13 protein-coding genes are annotated in these 17257 nt (G+C 59.1%); 9 read left to right on the top strand and 4 right to left on the bottom strand.

Annotated features, from left to right (window positions below; translation table 11 throughout):
* Positions 1 to 4 precede the first annotated feature (4 nt).
* Positions 5 to 1453, bottom strand: coding sequence for a nitrogenase molybdenum-iron protein alpha chain (gene nifD / locus ABLU67_RS18680; protein WP_014230022.1), 1449 nt, complete (start codon positions 1451 to 1453; stop codon positions 5 to 7).
* 16 nt (positions 1454 to 1469) lie between these two features.
* Complete coding sequence (nifH, locus tag ABLU67_RS18675; RefSeq protein WP_004852391.1) at positions 1470 to 2351, bottom strand: nitrogenase iron protein; 882 nt, start codon at positions 2349 to 2351, stop codon at positions 1470 to 1472.
* A gap of 404 nt (positions 2352 to 2755) precedes the next feature.
* Here nifH and nifJ point away from each other — a divergent pair, with 404 nt between their 5' ends.
* The gene (gene nifJ, locus ABLU67_RS18670) at positions 2756 to 6271 is read left to right on the top strand and encodes a pyruvate:ferredoxin (flavodoxin) oxidoreductase (protein WP_014838914.1); all 3516 of its coding nucleotides are present in this window, start codon (positions 2756 to 2758) and stop codon (positions 6269 to 6271) included.
* 18 nt (positions 6272 to 6289) lie between these two features.
* Here the strand turns inward: nifJ and ABLU67_RS18665 are convergent, their stop codons facing one another.
* Entirely contained in the window at positions 6290 to 6601 is a 312-nt protein-coding gene (locus ABLU67_RS18665) for a helix-turn-helix domain-containing protein (RefSeq protein ID WP_014230020.1), read from the bottom strand.
* A 238-nt stretch (positions 6602 to 6839) separates the two neighbouring features.
* On the opposite strand from ABLU67_RS18665, the gene fusA reads away from it, so the two are divergent.
* Positions 6840 to 8942 (top strand): elongation factor G, encoded by a 2103-nt coding sequence (fusA, locus tag ABLU67_RS18660; protein ID WP_025107724.1) that lies wholly within the window; start codon positions 6840 to 6842, stop codon positions 8940 to 8942.
* 105 nt (positions 8943 to 9047) lie between these two features.
* Here fusA and sbcB read toward each other — a convergent pair whose 3' ends face one another.
* Positions 9048 to 10472: an exodeoxyribonuclease I gene (sbcB, locus tag ABLU67_RS18655; RefSeq protein WP_085520795.1), complete on the bottom strand. Its 1425-nt coding sequence runs from the start codon at positions 10470 to 10472 to the stop codon at positions 9048 to 9050.
* A 180-nt stretch (positions 10473 to 10652) separates the two neighbouring features.
* Between sbcB and dacD the strand changes: the two genes are divergently transcribed.
* The 7 genes from dacD (at position 10653) to cobS (ending at position 16887) form a co-directional block, all read left to right on the top strand.
* On the top strand, positions 10653 to 11819 hold the full coding sequence (gene dacD, locus ABLU67_RS18650) for a serine-type D-Ala-D-Ala carboxypeptidase DacD (RefSeq protein WP_009654490.1): 1167 nt from the start codon (positions 10653 to 10655) through the stop codon (positions 11817 to 11819).
* Between the two features lie 153 nt (positions 11820 to 11972).
* Complete coding sequence (locus ABLU67_RS18645) at positions 11973 to 13409, top strand: capsule assembly Wzi family protein (RefSeq protein WP_048260879.1); 1437 nt, start codon at positions 11973 to 11975, stop codon at positions 13407 to 13409.
* 126 nt (positions 13410 to 13535) lie between these two features.
* Positions 13536 to 14009 (top strand): DNA gyrase inhibitor SbmC, encoded by a 474-nt coding sequence (sbmC, locus tag ABLU67_RS18640; RefSeq protein ID WP_048260881.1) that lies wholly within the window; start codon positions 13536 to 13538, stop codon positions 14007 to 14009.
* Between the two features lie 98 nt (positions 14010 to 14107).
* Complete coding sequence (locus tag ABLU67_RS18635; protein WP_048260883.1) at positions 14108 to 15166, top strand: FUSC family protein; 1059 nt, start codon at positions 14108 to 14110, stop codon at positions 15164 to 15166.
* Between the two features lie 168 nt (positions 15167 to 15334).
* Positions 15335 to 15670 carry a DUF496 family protein gene (locus tag ABLU67_RS18630; RefSeq protein WP_004103624.1) on the top strand — a complete coding sequence of 112 codons (336 nt, stop codon included), beginning with the start codon at positions 15335 to 15337 and terminating at the stop codon, positions 15668 to 15670.
* Between the two features lie 193 nt (positions 15671 to 15863).
* Complete coding sequence (locus ABLU67_RS18625; RefSeq protein WP_004852374.1) at positions 15864 to 16076, top strand: bifunctional adenosylcobinamide kinase/adenosylcobinamide-phosphate guanylyltransferase; 213 nt, start codon at positions 15864 to 15866, stop codon at positions 16074 to 16076.
* Between the two features lie 70 nt (positions 16077 to 16146).
* Entirely contained in the window at positions 16147 to 16887 is a 741-nt protein-coding gene (gene cobS, locus ABLU67_RS18620) for an adenosylcobinamide-GDP ribazoletransferase (RefSeq protein ID WP_014838908.1), read from the top strand.
* The last annotated feature ends 370 nt before the right edge of the window (positions 16888 to 17257 follow it).

The following is a 17257-nucleotide window of genomic DNA, read 5'->3' as shown; positions in this document are numbered from 1 at the left end:
GCAATCACGCAGACTTCAGCCACGGCGCGGTGAGTTCGTTCCACGCCGGGTTGTTCAGGGTCATATCCATATCGCGGGCGAAAATGGCGAAACCATCGTAGCCGTGGTACGGGCCGGAATAGTCCCACGAGTGCATCTGGCGGAACGGCACGCCCATTTTCTGGAAGATATATTTTTCCTTGATGCCGGAGCCGATAAGGTCGGGCTTCAGCGCCTTAACGAACGCTTCCAGCTCATAGCTGCTGGCGTCATCGAACAGCAGCGTGCCCTCTTTCAGATCCGGCAGGGTGCGGTCGTAGTCATCGTTATGGGCAAACTCGTACCCGGCGGCGATGATCTCCATGCCGAGATCCTCGTAGGCGCCGATGACGTGGCGTGGCCGCAGGCCGCCCATATAGAGCAGCACCTTACGCCCCTCCAGGCGCGGGCGATATTTGGCGATAATCGCCGCCATCTGCCCCTCATACCGGGCGATCACCGCTTCGGCGTTCGCGCGAATGGTATCGTCAAACTGGTCGGCGATTTTGCGCAGCGATTCGGCGATTTTGGTCGGCCCGAAGAAGTTGTACTCCATCCACGGAATCTGATGTTTTTCCTCCATATGGCGGGCGATATAGTTCATCGAACGGTAGCAGTGAACCAGGTTCAGCTTGACGAATGGGGTGTTCTCCATCTCCACCAGCGTGCCGTCGCCGGACCACTGCGCGACCACCCGTAGCCCCATCTCTTCAAGCAGGATGCGCGAGGCCCAGGCGTCGCCGCCGATGTTGTAGTCGCCGATGATCGCCACATCGTAAGGGGTGGTTTCAAACGGCTGTCCTTCGCGATTGTTGAGGATCCAGTCGCGCACCACGTCGTTGGCGATATGGTGCCCCAGCGACTGCGACACGCCGCGAAAGCCTTCGCAGCGTACCGGGATCACCGGTTTATCCAGCGCTTTGCTGCTGGCGTTAGCCACCGCGCTGATATCATCGCCGATCAGCCCCACCGGGCATTCTGACTGTATGGTGATCCCTTTGGTGAGCGGGAACAGCAGCTCCATCTCTTCAATCAGTTTGCTGAGCTTTTTATCGCCGCCGAAGACGATGTCGCGCTCCTGAAAATCAGAGGTGAAGTTCAGCGTGCCGAAGCTATCGACGCCGCTGACCCCGGTGTAGTAGTTGCGTCGTCCGGCGCGGGAATACTGGCCGCAGCCGACCGGCCCGTGCGAGATGTGGGCCATATCCTTGATTGGCCCGAATACCACCCCTTTCGAGCCGGCGTAGGCGCAGCCGCGCACGGTCATCACGCCGGGTTGTGATTTGCGGTTAGAGATAATGCACTTGCCGACGCTCTCCATTTGCGGATCGCTGACCATCATGTGCTTTCTGCGCTCTTTTCGCGCGGTTTCCGGGAACACCTCCAGGACTTCCTGGATCAGCGCCAGATTACGTTCGCCCGTTGCGTTGGTCATCATTATTGTCCTGTGCTCAGGCCGCGCTTTCTTCGGCGGCGGTTTTACCAATGATGCTGGTGTCTTCTTCTTCCATGATGCCGAACTCCATCAGCAGCGACTCCAGCTCATCCATGGTGCAGGGTGTCGGTACCACTTTCATGGTGTTGTTGACGATCTTCTGCGCCAGGGTGCGGTATTCGTTGGCCTGCTGGCAGGCGGGGTCGTACTCGATCACCGTCATTCGGCGGATCTCCGCGCGCTGCACGATATTGTCGCGGGGGACAAAGTGGATCATCTGGGTCCCGAGCTTTTCCGCCAGGGCCATGATCAGTTCGTCTTCACGGTCGGTCTGGCGTGAGTTACAGATCAGGCCGCCGAGGCGCACCTTGCCGGATTTAGCGTATTTAACGATCCCTTTGGAGATATTGTTGGCGGCGTACATCGCCATCATTTCGCCGGAGCAGACGATGTAGATCTCCTGGGCTTTGTTTTCGCGGATAGGCATGGCGAAGCCGCCGCAGACCACGTCGCCGAGCACGTCATAGAAGACAAAATCGAGATCGTCCTCGTAGGCGCCTTCTTCTTCAAGAAAGTTGATCGCCGTGATCACGCCGCGCCCCGCGCAGCCGACGCCTGGCTCCGGGCCGCCGGATTCCGCGCAGCGCACGTCGCCGTAGCCAATTTGCAGCACGTCTTCGAGCTCAAGATCCTCGACCGAGCCGACTTCCGCGGCCATCTCCATAATGGTGTTCTGTGCTTTAGCGTGCAGGATCAGGCGGGTGGAGTCCGCCTTCGGATCGCAGCCGACGATCATCACTTTCTTACCCATCTCCGCCAGCGCGGCGACGAGGTTCTGCGTGGTGGTGGATTTGCCGATACCGCCTTTACCGTAAATAGCGCATTGACGCATGGTCATGGTGACTTCTCCTGTGGTTGAGTGTTTGCCAGCAGAGAAGTGCAGGGAACATACCAGCCGTGCCTTTTTATTTATTTATCTGATTTTTATGAATTTATTAATTCATTGCCGCGCAGGGCGTAAAACAAAACGGCACAATAAGGCCACCAAATGTGGGAAACAGAACAATTCCGCCTGCCGGGGCCATTGTGGCGGTTTGTCGTCTGTTCAACAGCTTGTCGTCCCCTGTGTCTTGTTCCACGCAATCTCTCGGCGCGCTGCGTTGCCTTTATCTTCATAACGCGTTGAATTCGCGCTAACTCTTCGGTCATCCGCGAGCTGGCACAGGCTGTGCTTGAGGCAACAACTGGGTTTGCCGCTTATTTGAGGCGGCGAAGATGCCTCTCACCTTCGAGGATTGAACAATGTCCGGAAAAATGAAAACAATGGATGGCAACGCCGCGGCGGCCTGGATCTCTTATGCCTTTACCGAGGTCGCGGCGATTTACCCCATTACCCCTTCCACGCCGATGGCGGAAAACGTCGACGAGTGGGCGGCGCAGGGGAAAAAGAACCTTTTTGGCCAGCCGGTGCGCTTAATGGAGATGCAGTCGGAAGCCGGCGCGGCAGGCGCGGTACACGGCGCGCTGCAGGCCGGGGCGCTCACCACCACCTATACGGCCTCCCAGGGGCTGCTACTGATGATCCCCAACATGTACAAAATCGCCGGTGAACTGCTGCCGGGCGTCTTTCACGTCAGCGCCCGGGCGCTGGCGACCAATTCGCTGAATATTTTTGGCGATCACCAGGACGTGATGGCGGTTCGCCAGACCGGCTGCGCGATGCTGGCGGAGAACAACGTGCAGCAGGTGATGGATTTGTCGGCGGTGGCGCATCTGGCGGCGATTAAGGGACGCATCCCGTTTGTTAACTTCTTCGATGGTTTCCGCACCTCGCACGAAATTCAAAAAATCGAGGTGCTGGAATATGACCAGCTGGCGACGCTGCTGGACCGGGCCGCGCTCGACAGCTTCCGCCGTAACGCGCTGCATCCGGATCATCCGGTCATCCGCGGAACGGCGCAAAACCCGGATATCTACTTCCAGGAAAGAGAGGCGGGTAACCGTTTTTATCAGGCGCTGCCCGATATTGTCGAAAGCTATATGGCGCAAATCAGCGCGCTCACCGGCCGGGAGTACCATCTGTTTAACTACACCGGCGCGGCGGATGCCGAACGGGTGATTATCGCCATGGGGTCGGTCTGCGACACCGTTCAGGAAGTGGTGGATACGCTGAACGCGGCGGGAGAGAAGGTCGGGCTGCTCAGCGTGCATCTGTTTCGCCCTTTTTCGCTGGCCCACTTTTTCGCTCAGCTGCCGAAAACCGTACAGCGGATTGCCGTGCTTGACCGCACCAAAGAGCCCGGCGCTCAGGCCGAACCGCTGTGCCTGGATGTGAAAAACGCCTTCTACCACCACGACGATGCGCCGCTGATTGTCGGCGGCCGCTACGCGCTTGGCGGTAAGGACGTTCTGCCTAACGATATCGCGGCGGTCTTTGACAACCTCAATAAACCGCTGCCGATGGACGGCTTTACCCTCGGCATTGTCGATGATGTCACCTTTACCTCGCTGCCTCCGCGCCAGCAGACGCTGGCGGTCTCGCATGATGGCATCACCGCCTGTAAATTTTGGGGCATGGGCTCGGACGGCACCGTTGGGGCCAATAAAAGCGCGATTAAAATCATCGGCGACAAAACGCCGCTCTACGCGCAGGCCTACTTTTCCTATGACTCGAAAAAATCCGGCGGCATTACCGTTTCGCATTTGCGCTTCGGCGACCGGCCGATCAATTCGCCCTACCTGATCCATCGGGCCGATTTTATCTCCTGTTCGCAGCAGTCCTACGTGGAGCGCTATGACCTGCTGGATGGGTTAAAGCCGGGCGGGACCTTTTTACTCAACTGCAGCTGGTCCGATGCGGAGCTGGAACAGCATCTGCCGGTCGGCTTTAAACGCTATCTGGCGCGGGAAAATATCCATTTTTATACCCTGAACGCCGTGGATATCGCCCGCGAGCTCGGGCTGGGCGGGCGCTTTAATATGCTGATGCAGGCGGCGTTCTTTAAGCTGGCGGCGATTATCGACCCGCAGACCGCGGCGGATTACCTCAAGCAGGCGGTTGAAAAAAGCTACGGCAGCAAAGGGGCGGCGGTGATCGAGATGAACCAGCGGGCGATCGAGCTGGGCATGGCCTCGCTGCATCAGGTGACCATTCCGGCGCACTGGGCGACGCTGGATGAGCCCGTGGCGCAGGCTTCAGCCATGATGCCGGATTTCATCCGCGATATTCTGCAGCCGATGAACCGCCAGTGCGGCGACCAGCTGCCGGTAAGCGCGTTTGTCGGCATGGAAGACGGCACCTTTCCCTCGGGCACCGCCGCCTGGGAGAAACGCGGGATCGCGCTGGAAGTGCCGGTCTGGCAGCCGGAGGGCTGCACGCAGTGTAACCAGTGCGCCTTTATCTGCCCCCACGCGGCGATCCGCCCGGCGCTGCTCAACGGCGAAGAGCAGGACGCCGCGCCGGCCGGGCTGTTGAGCAAACCCGCTCAGGGAGCGAAGGCGTACCACTACCATCTGGCTATTTCGCCGCTGGATTGCTCCGGCTGCGGCAACTGTGTGGATATCTGTCCTTCGCGCGGCAAGGCGTTAAAAATGCAGTCTCTTGATAGCCAGCGCCAGATGGCGCCGGTCTGGGACTATGCGCTGGCGCTGACGCCGAAGAGCAATCCGTTCCGGAAGACGACGGTCAAAGGCAGCCAGTTTGAAACCCCGCTGCTGGAGTTTTCCGGCGCCTGCGCGGGATGCGGCGAAACGCCTTATGCCCGCCTGATAACCCAGCTGTTTGGCGACCGGATGCTGATCGCTAACGCCACCGGCTGCTCTTCAATCTGGGGAGCCAGCGCGCCGTCGATTCCCTATACCACCAACCACCGCGGGCACGGCCCGGCATGGGCGAACTCGCTGTTTGAGGATAACGCGGAGTTTGGCCTCGGCATGATGCTCGGCGGCCAGGCGGTGCGTCAACAAATCGCCGATGATATGACCGCCGCGCTGGCGCTGCCGGTCAGCGACGAACTCCTCGACGCGATGCGCCAGTGGCTGGCGAAGCAGGATGAAGGCGAGGGTACCCGCGAGCGCGCGGACCGGCTCAGCGAACGGCTGGCGGCGGAAAAAGAGGGCGTGCCGCTGCTGGAGCAGCTATGGCAGAACCGCGACTATTTTGTGCGCCGGTCGCAGTGGATTTTCGGCGGCGACGGCTGGGCCTACGATATCGGCTTCGGCGGTCTCGATCACGTGCTGGCGAGCGGGGAAGACGTGAATATTCTGGTGTTTGATACCGAGGTTTACTCCAATACCGGCGGGCAGTCGTCTAAATCGACCCCGGTGGCGGCCATCGCGAAGTTTGCCGCGCAGGGCAAACGCACGCGGAAAAAAGATCTTGGCATGATGGCGATGAGCTACGGCAATGTGTACGTGGCCCAGGTCGCCATGGGCGCCGATAAAGATCAGACGCTGCGCGCGATCGCCGAGGCTGAAGCCTGGCCGGGACCGTCGCTGGTGATTGCCTACGCCGCCTGCATTAACCACGGGCTGAAAGCCGGTATGCGCTGCAGCCAGCGCGAGGCGAAACGGGCGGTTGAAGCGGGATACTGGCACCTGTGGCGCTATCATCCGCAGCGGGAAGCGGAGGGCAAGACGCCGTTTATGCTCGATTCCGAAGAGCCGGAGGAGAGCTTCCGCGACTTTTTGCTTGGCGAAGTGCGCTACGCCTCGCTGCACAAAACGACGCCGCATCTCGCGGATGCGCTTTTTAGCAGAACCGAGGAGGATGCGCGCGCCCGCTTTGCCCAGTATCGGCGGCTGGCCGGTGAGGAGTAGGGGCCGGCGCGCAGGCCTTTAGCTATCGTGCTGCATGACCTTAAGCAGCGTATCCAGCAGGCCGGGAAAGCGCGCGTCTAAATCTTCCCGGCGCAGCGAAATCAAATTCTCCCGCCCCTGAGGCCGCTGCCAGATCACACCGCTGTCGCGCAGGACGCGCCAGTGGTGGGTCATGGTCGACTTCGCCACATCTTCATGACGCAGGGCGTTACAGCTCTGCTCGCTGCCGTCGGCAAGGATACGGATAATCTCAAGCCGCAGCGGGTTGCCGAGAGCGAAAAGGACATTTTCGAGGCGAATTTGTTCACGTTCGGGGTGATTGGCGATCATAATATTCCTGTGTCGGCGGCGGCGCAGCTCCGTGAGCAGCAGCCCGTATCGGCGGCTGGCCGGTAATATACCGAAACTGCTTTTCTAAAGCCACGCGGGTCGTCGCAGCTTCACCAATAGTAACGATAGCAAAAATAGTTCGAATATACTCGTACAGTTGTACTATGATAGATGCCGTTATATGAACGGCGGCCAATTCCGGCCGCCTGTTAACAGTCACAATGACTAAGGACGCATCATGCCCCGACCCATCCCCCTCGAACGTTATCGCAACATCGGTATCTCCGCGCATATCGATGCCGGCAAAACCACCACCACCGAGCGCATCCTGTTTTATACCGGGATGAGCCACAAGCTGGGGGAAGTACACGATGGCGCGGCAACCACCGACTGGATGGCGCAGGAGCAGGAGCGCGGGATCACCATTACCTCCGCGGCGGTGAGCTGCTTCTGGCCCGGCATGGACCGCAGCTTCGAGCCGCACCGGATTAACATCATCGATACCCCCGGGCACGTGGATTTCACCATCGAAGTGGAACGCTCCATGCGCGTCCTGGACGGCGCGGTGATGGTTTACGACTCCGTCGGCGGCGTGCAGCCGCAGTCGGAAACCGTCTGGCGGCAGGCGAATAAATACCACGTTCCGCGGCTGGCCTTCGTCAACAAGATGGACCGCCCCGGCGCGGACTTTTTCCGCGTGGTGCAGATGATGATCGATCGCCTGAAGGCCAATCCGGTGCCGATTGCGATCCCGGTTGGCGCCGAAGAGCACTTCACCGGGGTGGTGGATCTCATCAAAATGCGCGCCATTTTGTGGGATGACGCCACCCAGGGGATGACCTTCAGCTATGCGCCGGTGCCTGACGACCTCGTGGAAACCGCCCGTCTGTGGCGGGAGAAAATGGTCTCGGCGGCGGCGGAAGCCAGCGACGAACTGATGGATAAGTATCTCGAAACCGGTGAGCTGGACGAGGCGGAGATTGTCGCCGGTCTGCGCCAGCGCACGGTGAAGGGGGAAATCCAGGCGGTGCTGTGCGGCAGCGCGTTTAAAAACAAAGGTGTGCAGCGGATGCTCGATGCGGTGGTTGAGCTGATGCCGTCGCCGCTGGATATCCCGGCGATTCAGGGCGTGGATGAGAAAGGGCGGCCCGCTGAACGTCATCCGGGCGACGACGAACCGTTCTCGGCGCTGGCCTTCAAGCTGATGACCGACCCCTACGTCGGACAGCTGACCTTTATCCGCGTCTATTCCGGGACGTTGAAAAAAGGCGATGCGGTGTGGAATCCGGTGAAAGGTAAGAAAGAGCGCATCGGACGCATCGTGCTGATGCAGGCCAACGATCGCCATGAGGTGGACGAACTGCACGCCGGGGACATTGCCGCCTGCGTCGGCCTGAAGGATGTCACCACCGGCGACACGCTGTGCGACCCGGATGCGGTGATTACCCTCGAACGGATGGAGTTTCCGGAGCCGGTGATTTCGCTGGCGATTGAACCGAAAACCAAAGCCGATCAGGAGAAAATGGGTATCGCCCTGCAGCGGCTGGCGGCGGAAGATCCGTCATTTCGTCTGCATACTGACGAGGAGTCCGGCCAGACGATCGTTTCCGGGATGGGCGAACTGCATCTGGAGATTATCGTCGACCGCATGAAGCGTGAGTTTGGCGTCGAGGCGAATATTGGGCGTCCGCAGGTGACCTATCGCGAGACGATCCGCAAAACGGTCAAAGAGGTGGAGGGCAAATTTGTCCGCCAGTCCGGCGGTAAAGGGCAGTACGGTCACGTGGTGCTGACCCTGGAACCGCTGGAGCCGGGAAGCGGTTTCGTGTTTGAGGACGCGACCAAAGGCGGCGTGGTGCCGCGCGAGTACATCCCTTCAGTGGAAAAAGGGCTGCGCGAAGCGATGGGCACCGGCGTGCTGGCGGGCTATCCGGTGGTGGATATCAAGGCGACCCTGACGTTTGGTTCGTATCACGACGTCGACTCGTCGGAGATGGCTTTCCGGATGGCGGCGATATTTGGCTTCAAGGAAGGGGCGCGCAGGGCCGACCCGGTTATTCTTGAACCGGTGATGCATGTGGAAGTGGAGACCCCGGAAGAGTACGCCGGGAATATCATGGGCGATCTCTCTTCCCGTCGCGGAATGGTGCAGGGGATGGAGGAGCGGTTCGGCAGCCAGATTATCCGCGCCGACGTGCCGCTGGCCGAGATGTTTGGCTATTCCACCACGCTGCGTTCAATGTCCCAGGGCCGGGCGACCTACAGCATGGAGTTCCACCACTACGCGGAAGCCCCGCGCAACGTGGCTGAGGCGATTATCGCCAGCCGCGCCAAAGGCTAAGCAACGTTCCCGGGTGCGACGCGAGGCGTCTTACCCGGGCTACGAGTCCTGCCATCGTTTGTAGCCCGGGTAAGGCGTTAGCCGCAACCCGGGAATTTCTGCCAATCAAACAATATCCTGCGCGTACTGCCACAGCGCCTTCAGCTGCGCCAGCTTCTCTTTATCGTCCGCATACTGCTGGTACAGCATCTGCAGCTCATCGGCGTAGGTCTGCAAAAACTCAGGCGTAAAGACCTGGCGACGGTGCTCTAACCAGCGCTGCTGCTCGGCTTCATCCAGCGTGCCGGGATAGTTGCGCGCGCGATAGTTGAACAGCAGGCGCTCGATACGCTGATCGGCGAAGGTAATATCCAGCGCCGGCAGGTTGCGCGGCTCGGTTTCGAGTACGATTTTCATCGCCGCGCGGTCGGCATCGCTGAAAAAGCCGTTATACAGCTGCGTATCGACATTATCGGACGGCACAAACGGCTCCGCTTCGGCAAAAATCGCCACCGCTTTCTCACGTACCTGCGGATTGGCCCGCAGCAGCTGGGCGTTCTCCAGACAGCGCTGGATATTGATGCCCAGCCGGTCGGCATCCTGCGGACGCAGGGTGTTTTGCTGCGCCAGCACCGGGCATTTATTCAGGTGGACCAGCTTGATCGGCACCGCAGCCAGATCGCCCAGCTCGCTTTTCGGCGTATACAGCCGCTCGCGCAGGGTGTCGGCATCGAGCTCCAGCAGGGGGGCGATGTCTCCGGCCAGGTCGACCATAATCACCGCGTTACGGTTGTCCGGGTGCCACGCCAGCGGGGCGACCAGGCTGGTATTGCCGCGCGCCGCGCCGAACATGCCGGAAACATGCACCAGCGGTTTGATTTGCGGCACGTCAATCAGCGTCGCCAGCTTACGCTTGTTGCGGTGGGCGTAAAGATAATCGAACAGGCGCGGCTGCTGGGTTTTCACCAGCTTCGCCATGGCGATAGTGGCGTAAACGTCGGCCATCGCGTCGTGGGCGTTGCTGTGTTCGATGCCATTAGCGACGGTCAGATGCTCCAGCCGGAAGCTCGGTAAGCCCTCTTCATTTTCCGGCCAGTTGATCCCTTCGGGGCGCAGCGCATAGCAGGCGCGCATCACGTCCAGCAGATCCCAGCGGGAGTTGTCGTGCTGCCAGCTCCAGGCGTAGGGATCGTAAAAATTACGATAGAGAATGTTGCGCGTTACTTCGTCATCGAAGCGCACGTTGTTATAGCCGACGATGCAGGTTTTCGGCACCGTGAACAGATCGTGAACGCGGCGGGCGAAAGCGGCTTCGTTGTCCCCCTTGGCGTTCGCCTCCTGTGGCGTTATCCCGGTGACCATGACCGCCTGCGGCTGCGGCAGATAGTCATCGGCGAGCCTGCAGTAGAAGACTTCGGGTTCGCCGACGATATTCAGGTCTTCATCGGTGCGAATGGCGGCAAACTGCGACGGTCGGTCGAGCGAGGGACTGGTGCCGAAGGTCTCGTAATCGTGAAATAAAAATCCGGGCTGGCTGGCGCTATCTTGCATAATCTGTTCATTATTCCTGGTGGCGAGCAGCCTTCATGGTAAACGATTTGCCGGGCCATCAGAAGGGTATCCCCTTTGTCTCGCGTCGGCGATGTCATATTTTCTTGCAATTAAACCCTGATTTGAAACGAGAAGTTCCGTAAAAAGGACAGCGAATCTGTCAATTTAGAGGATATGCCGTTGAAAGGCCGTTTGTTTATTGCTGTATCTTTGCTCGCTGCGAGCGTTTCCTGCGCATTTGCCGCCAATGATTTTCCCGTCAACGTGACGCCTCCTTCTATTCAGGCCGGTTCCTGGGTGCTGATGGATTACACCACCGGCCAGATCCTGACCGCCGGTAACGAGCATCAGCAGCGCAATCCCGCCAGCCTGACCAAACTCATGACCGGCTACGTGGTCGATCGCGCTATCGACAGCCACCGCATCACCTTTGACGACATCGTCACCGTCGGGAAAGACGCCTGGGCGCAGGGTAACCCGGTCTTTAATGGTTCTTCGCTGATGTTCCTTAAGCCCGGCGATCGGGTCAGCGTACGCGATTTAAGCCGCGGGCTGATCGTTGACTCCGGCAACGATGCCTGCGTGGCGCTGGCGGACTACGTCGCCGGCGGCCAGCCGCAGTTCGTCGCGCTGATGAACAGCTACGTGGAAAAACTGCATTTGCAGGATACCCATTTTGAAACCGTCCACGGTCTGGACGCGCCGGGTCAGCACAGTTCGGCCTACGATCTGGCGGTGCTCTCGCGGGCGATTATTCACGGCGAGCCGGACGTCTACCATATGTACAGCCAGAAGAGCCTGACCTGGAACGGCATTACCCAGCAGAACCGCAACGGGCTGCTGTGGGATAAGACCATGAACGTCGATGGTCTGAAGACCGGCCACACCTCAGGCGCCGGCTTCAACCTGATTGCCTCCGCGGTGGACGGCCAGCGCCGGCTGATTGCGGTGGTGATGGGGGCCGACAGCCCGAAAGGGCGTGAACAGCAGGCGGCGAAGCTGCTGCACTGGGGCCAGCAAAACTTCGATACCGTCCAGGTCCTGCAGGACGGCAAGCAGGTCGGCGTTGAGCGAATCTGGTATGGCGATAAAGAGCAGATTAAGCTGGGGACCGATCAGGACTTCTGGTTAGCGCTGCCGAAGTCGGAAGTCTCGCGCATTAAGGCCAAATACGTGCTGGATAACAAAGTGCTGGAAGCGCCGATCGCCGCCCACCAGCGGGTTGGCGAAATCTCCCTTTACGATGGTGATAAAGTGGTGGCCCACTGGCCGCTGGTGACGCTGGAAAGCGTTGGCAAGGGCGGCGTGCTGTCGCGCTTTAGCGATTATCTGCATCAAAAACTGTAACTTCTCCGCCGCTCCGCCCGGAGCGGCATCTCGTAGCTGTTTGATTATTATGCCGCTTCGGTTGGCGCTTCGTTTACTTTCACTCCATTACCTTACCCGGTCACCCTTCAGGAAAAAGCCTGGCGCTTGTGCGCCATAAATGGAGCTGGGAAGATGAAATACTTTGCGCGTAGTGCGCTTTCTCTGGGACTGTTCACCGTTTTTAGCACTTCGAGTTTTGCCTCCGGCCTCGTTCTGGCCGATAACGAATTCCGCAATGATTTAGCCTGGTTATCCGACCGTGGAACCCTCTCGTTGAGCCTGTCGACCTGGCCTCTGAGCGAAGAGGAGATTAAGCGCGCGCTGGCCAATGCCCATCCGACAACGTCCGCAGAGCGGGTGGTACTGGGTCGGGTAAATCAGCGATTAAGCGCGCTGAAAGCTGACGTGCGCGTTACCGGCTACAGCTCCACTGATAAGCCGGGCACGCCGCAGGGGTTCGCCCAGTCTTACCCCGCCGACCAGTCGCTTTCTCTCGCCCTGAACAACAGCGGCGAATGGTGGGATCTGCACCTGCAGGGCAATGTTGAAGGCGACAAGCGCATCAGTAACGGTTCGAGCGTGAACGCCAACGGCGCATACGGCGCGGTTAAGCTGTGGAACCAGTGGCTGGCGTTCGGGCAAATCCCCCAGTGGTGGGGGCCGGGCTATGAAGGTAGCCTGATCCGCTCCGATGCCGCGCGTCCCATGACCGGTTTTCTGCTGCAGCGCGCCGAACAGCGGGCGCCGGAAACCTCATGGCTAAGCTGGATTGGCCCCTGGCAGTACCAGCTTTCCGCCAGCCAGATGAACCAGTACGCAGCCGTACCGCATACCAAAATCTTCGGTGGTCGCCTGACTTTTTCACCGCTCACCTCGCTGGAGCTGGGAGCCTCGCGCGTTATGCAGTGGGGCGGCGAAGGGCGGCCTTCCTCATTCAGCAGCTTCTGGGACGGCCTCACCGGCAATGATAACACCGGCGACTCGGCCGACGATCCCGGCAACCAGCTGGCCGGTTTTGATTTCAAGCTGAAGCTGGCGCCCACCCTCGGCTGGCCGGTGAGCATTTACGGCCAGATGATCGGCGAGGACGAAGCCGGATATTTACCCTCGGCGCACCTCTATCTTGGCGGCGTGGAAGGGCATCACCAGTGGAACAGCAATGCGGTTAACTGGTATCTGGAAGCCCACGATACCCGCTCGAACATGGGCCGTACTAACTACATCTATAACCACTTTATCTATAAAGACGGCTACTACCAGCAGGGCTATCCGCTGGGCGATGCGATGGGCGGCGACGGGCGTTTATATGCCGGTAAGGTGGAGCTGGTAACCGAAGAGAATCAGCGCTGGAGCGCGCGGCTGGTCTACGCTGAGGTCAATCCAAAAAACCAGCGAATCAATAAAGCCTTCCCGCGCGCCGATACGCTGAAGGGCGTACAGCTGGGCTGGAGCGGCGATGTTATGCCAACGGTACGCCTGAATACCTCCCTGTGGTACACCGACGCTAACCACAGCGCCAGCGACGATGTTGGGGCCAGCATCGGCGTTGAGCTACCGTTCAGTTTATAACCGTATGGCGGCGATTTTTTCATCTTCTTGCCGCGCGGATTTGTGAATTGCCGCACATACTGTGGGTGATAGTACTGCTAATTTATGTGTATATACATACAGTATTTTATCAACAGTGGAGGCAGCATGGACTATAACGTTAAATCCGTAGGCAAGAAGAAAATTGCTGGTTTTCATCTGGTCGGTCCCTGGGAGCAGACGGTAAAACAGGGGTTTGAACAGCTGATGATGTGGGTCGATAACAGCCAGGTGCCGGCGCAGGAGTGGGTGGCCGTTTACTACGACAACCCGGACGAAGTCCCGGCGGAAAAGCTGCGCTGCGATACCGCCGTCACGGTGGCGGACGACTACCAGATTCCTGAGGGTAGCGAAGGCGTGATGATGACCGAAATCGCCGGCGGGGATTATGCGGTTGCCCGTGCCAGAGTCGAGAATTTTGACTTTGCGACGCCGTGGTACCAGTTCTTCGAGAGCTTGATGCAAAGCACAACCCATCAGATGGCGATGAAGCCCTGTTTTGAAGTCTATCTTAACGATGGTAACCAGGATGGCTACTGGGATATTGATATGTATATCGCGGTCGAGCCGGCGGTGAAGTAGAACGTTGTCCCTTCGTTTGACAAGGTTTATTACATTCGCGTGATGCTTGCGGCGAAAAAGCAGTTACAATTGGCCTTTTCGTTGTGTCGGAGTAGGTTGTGCGCGCGGATAAATCACTTAAGCCATTTGAAATTCGGCTGTATCGCCATTACCGCATCGTCCATGGCGTGCGAATAGCATTGGCCTTTGTGCTCACCTTTGTGCTGGTGCGCCTGCTTAACGTTCCTGAAGGCACCTGGCCCCTCATCACCCTGGTGGTGGTGATGGGGCCTATCTCCTTCTGGGGAAACGTCGTACCGCGCGCGTTTGAACGTATCGGCGGCACGATCCTCGGCTCGGCGCTCGGGCTGGTGGCGCTCAAGCTGGAGCTTATCTCTCTGCCCATTATGCTGCTGTGGTGCGCGGTGGCGATGTTCCTCTGCGGCTGGCTGGCGCTGGGCAAAAAGCCCTACCAGGCGCTGCTGATCGGCATCACCCTGGCGGTAGTGGTCGGCGCACCGCCGGGCGACCTGACCACCGCGCTGTGGCGAAGCGGCGACGTTATCTTCGGCTCCCTGCTGGCGATGCTGTTTACCGGTATCTGGCCGCAGCGGGCCTTTCTGCACTGGCGTATCCAGATGGCCAGCTACGTCACCGCCTTCAACCGTCTGTATCAGGCGGGCTTCTCGCCGAACCTCGTTGAGCGTCCGCGTCTGGAAAAGCATATGCAGAAGGTGCTTAACGACGTGGTGAAAATGCGCGGATTAATTACCCCTGCCAGCAAAGAGACGCATATCCAGAAGGCCATCTTTGAGGCGATCCAGACCGTTAGCCGTAACCTGGTGTGCATGCTGGAGCTGCAAATCAACGCCTACTGGGCGTCGCGTCCCGGCCACTTCGTGATGCTTAACGCCCATACGCTGCGCGAAACCCAGCAAATGACCCAGCAAACATTGCTGACTATCGCCCACGCATTGTATGAGGGCAATCCGCAGCCGATTCTTGCCAACAATGAAAAGCTCAACGAAATCGTGGCCGAACTGCGCCAGCTCATCAAAGAGCAGCAGGACGACAATTTCTCCGAAACGCCCATCCACGGTTATGTCTGGTTAACTATCGAGCTGGCGCGCCAGCTCGAACTGCTGTCGCATTTAATCTGCCGTGCGTTGCGTAAATAAAGACCAGACTCACGTGGTTTTTCCATCGCTTGCTTCGATTCAGCAGCGTTTAGGGTTATGATAACGGCAAAGGAAAAAACATTGTCATCAGCGGCTGCTAACAGTTATGTTAGCCCTATGTAGCAGTCGCTTTAGCGAATCCGAATCTCAAATATTAGGGGTATAAAAATGGAAACAACTAAGCCTTCTTTCCAGGACGTACTGGAGTTTGTTCGCCTGTACCGTCGTAAGAACAAATTGCAGCGTGAAATTCAGGACGTTGAGAAAAAGATCCGTGATAACCAGAAGCGCGTACTGCTGCTGGACAACCTGAGCGACTACATCAAGCCGGGCATGAGCGTTGAAGCTATTCAGGGCATCATCGCCAGCATGAAGAGCGATTACGAAGATCGCGTTGACGATTACATCATCAAAAACGCCGAGATCTCCAAAGAACGTCGCGATATCTCTAAAAAGCTGAAAGCGATGGGCGAAGCGAAAGTCGAAGATAAATCTGCCGAGTAAGCCCCGTTAATGCGCTCCGGCGGCGCTCGCTGCCGGAGTTCCTCTTCTTCCTCTTGCGTGACCTCACAGTTCCTTAGCAAAACCGCCCGCGCGACGCTGAACCTTTACCCAGGAATTTGGTATACTTCCGCCGTAAACATATTGATATCGGAAGGGTTTATCTCATGCTGTCCCTGCAACAGGTGCCGCCGCGATGATACTGATGACCGGCGACGCGCTTAGCGGCCAACGCCGTGACGCCGAATCTTTACTCAACTCTTTCGTTTCGGCGATCTTCATCGCTACCTCCCGGCTCTCCGACAACCAAATGGCCGCGCGCATTCAACACCACCGTGATACCCGGCTTGCCCACTGGCGGCTGGAAGAACGCGGGCAGGCTTTCTCCGCGCGGCAGCCGCGCGGATAAGTCAGGTCACGGTCGGTGGCGGGCGTGAATAACCGCTGCCGCGGGGTTTATCGACAGGAGTCATCACTCAATGATTAAGTCTTTTTTTGCCGCATTATCATTTATCAGCCGCCTGCCGGTCCCGGCGCGTTTATCCCAGGGGCTGGAAATTGAACAATATCAACGCAGTATCATTACATTTCCCCTGGTGGGGCTGCTGCTGGGGGCGATTGCTGGCGCCGTTGTGATGCTGCTGCAGCCGTGGTGCGGCGGCCCGCTCGCCGCGCTGCTCGGCGTGCTGGCGCTGGCGCTGTTGACCGGCGGGTTCCATCTTGATGGGCTGGCGGATACCTGCGATGGCATCTTTTCCGCCCGCCGCCGCGAGCGGATGCTGGAAATCATGCGCGACAGTCGGCTGGGCACTCACGGCGGGCTGGCGCTGATTTTTGTGCTGGTTGCCAAAGTGCTGGTGGTCAGCGAAGTGGCGCTGCGCGGCACGTCGGCGCTTGCCGCGCTGGCTGCCGCCTGCGCCGTCGGCCGCGGTATGGCGGTGCTGCTGATGTATCGTCAGCGCTACGCCCGGGAAGAGGGGCTGGGCAACTTATTTATCGGCAAAATCACGCTGCGGCAGATGCTGATTACCATGGGGATCGCGCTGGCGCTGGCGACGCTGCTGCTCGGGGTCAACGGTCTGCGGGCGGCGCTTATCACTCTGGTGCTGGTTTGGGCGCTGGGTCAGGCGCTGAAGCGTACCCTGGGCGGGCAAACCGGTGACACATTAGGCGCGGCGATTGAGCTGGGCGAAGTCATATTTCTGCTGGCCCTGCTGTAGGAGTTGCTTTATTCCCGGTGGCGCTGCGCTGACCGGGCTACAAGCCCACCGCTGTCTGCGGGCCGGTAGCCCGGGCAAGGCGCAGGGCGCCGCCTGCGGGGAATGTGCCGGAGTGATGAACCGGTGTGGTTTCTCCCCGGCTCGCGCTGCGCTTAGCCGGGCTACGGGGTTACAGCCGTCTGCGGACCGGTAGCCCGGGTAAGGCGCGCAGCGCCGCAACCCGGGGAATGTGCCGGGATTAATGTATCGGTGCGGCTTCTTCCCGGTGGCGCTGCTGTATGACCGGGCTACGGGTTAACAGCAGTCTGCAGGTCGGTAGATACTGTGAACGCCTGCAACCATTTTTAGTTGCCGATACTTTCTCCGGCTC

Source organism: Klebsiella sp. GN_Kp190, from assembly GCF_040061795.1.
GTDB classification, from domain to species: Bacteria; Pseudomonadota; Gammaproteobacteria; order Enterobacterales; family Enterobacteriaceae; genus Klebsiella; species Klebsiella michiganensis.
The sequence above is the reverse complement of the archived record's forward strand: the minus strand, read 5'-3'. Positions and strand labels throughout refer to the sequence as shown.

Bases quoted from the DNA above. Each gene is read 5' to 3' on its own strand.
- nifD (WP_014230022.1), bottom strand. From the start codon at position 1,453: ATGACCAACGCAACGGGCGAACGTAATCTGGCGCTGATCCAGGAAGTC.
- nifH (WP_004852391.1), bottom strand. From the start codon at position 2,351: ATGACCATGCGTCAATGCGCTATTTACGGTAAAGGCGGTATCGGCAAA.
- nifJ (WP_014838914.1), top strand. From the start codon at position 2,756: ATGTCCGGAAAAATGAAAACAATGGATGGCAACGCCGCGGCGGCCTGG.
- ABLU67_RS18665 (WP_014230020.1), bottom strand. From the start codon at position 6,601: ATGATCGCCAATCACCCCGAACGTGAACAAATTCGCCTCGAAAATGTC.
- fusA (WP_025107724.1), top strand. From the start codon at position 6,840: ATGCCCCGACCCATCCCCCTCGAACGTTATCGCAACATCGGTATCTCC.
- sbcB (WP_085520795.1), bottom strand. From the start codon at position 10,472: ATGCAAGATAGCGCCAGCCAGCCCGGATTTTTATTTCACGATTACGAG.
- ABLU67_RS18645 (WP_048260879.1), top strand. From the start codon at position 11,973: ATGAAATACTTTGCGCGTAGTGCGCTTTCTCTGGGACTGTTCACCGTT.
- sbmC (WP_048260881.1), top strand. From the start codon at position 13,536: ATGGACTATAACGTTAAATCCGTAGGCAAGAAGAAAATTGCTGGTTTT.
- ABLU67_RS18630 (WP_004103624.1), top strand. From the start codon at position 15,335: ATGGAAACAACTAAGCCTTCTTTCCAGGACGTACTGGAGTTTGTTCGC.
- ABLU67_RS18625 (WP_004852374.1), top strand. From the start codon at position 15,864: ATGATACTGATGACCGGCGACGCGCTTAGCGGCCAACGCCGTGACGCC.
- cobS (WP_014838908.1), top strand. From the start codon at position 16,147: ATGATTAAGTCTTTTTTTGCCGCATTATCATTTATCAGCCGCCTGCCG.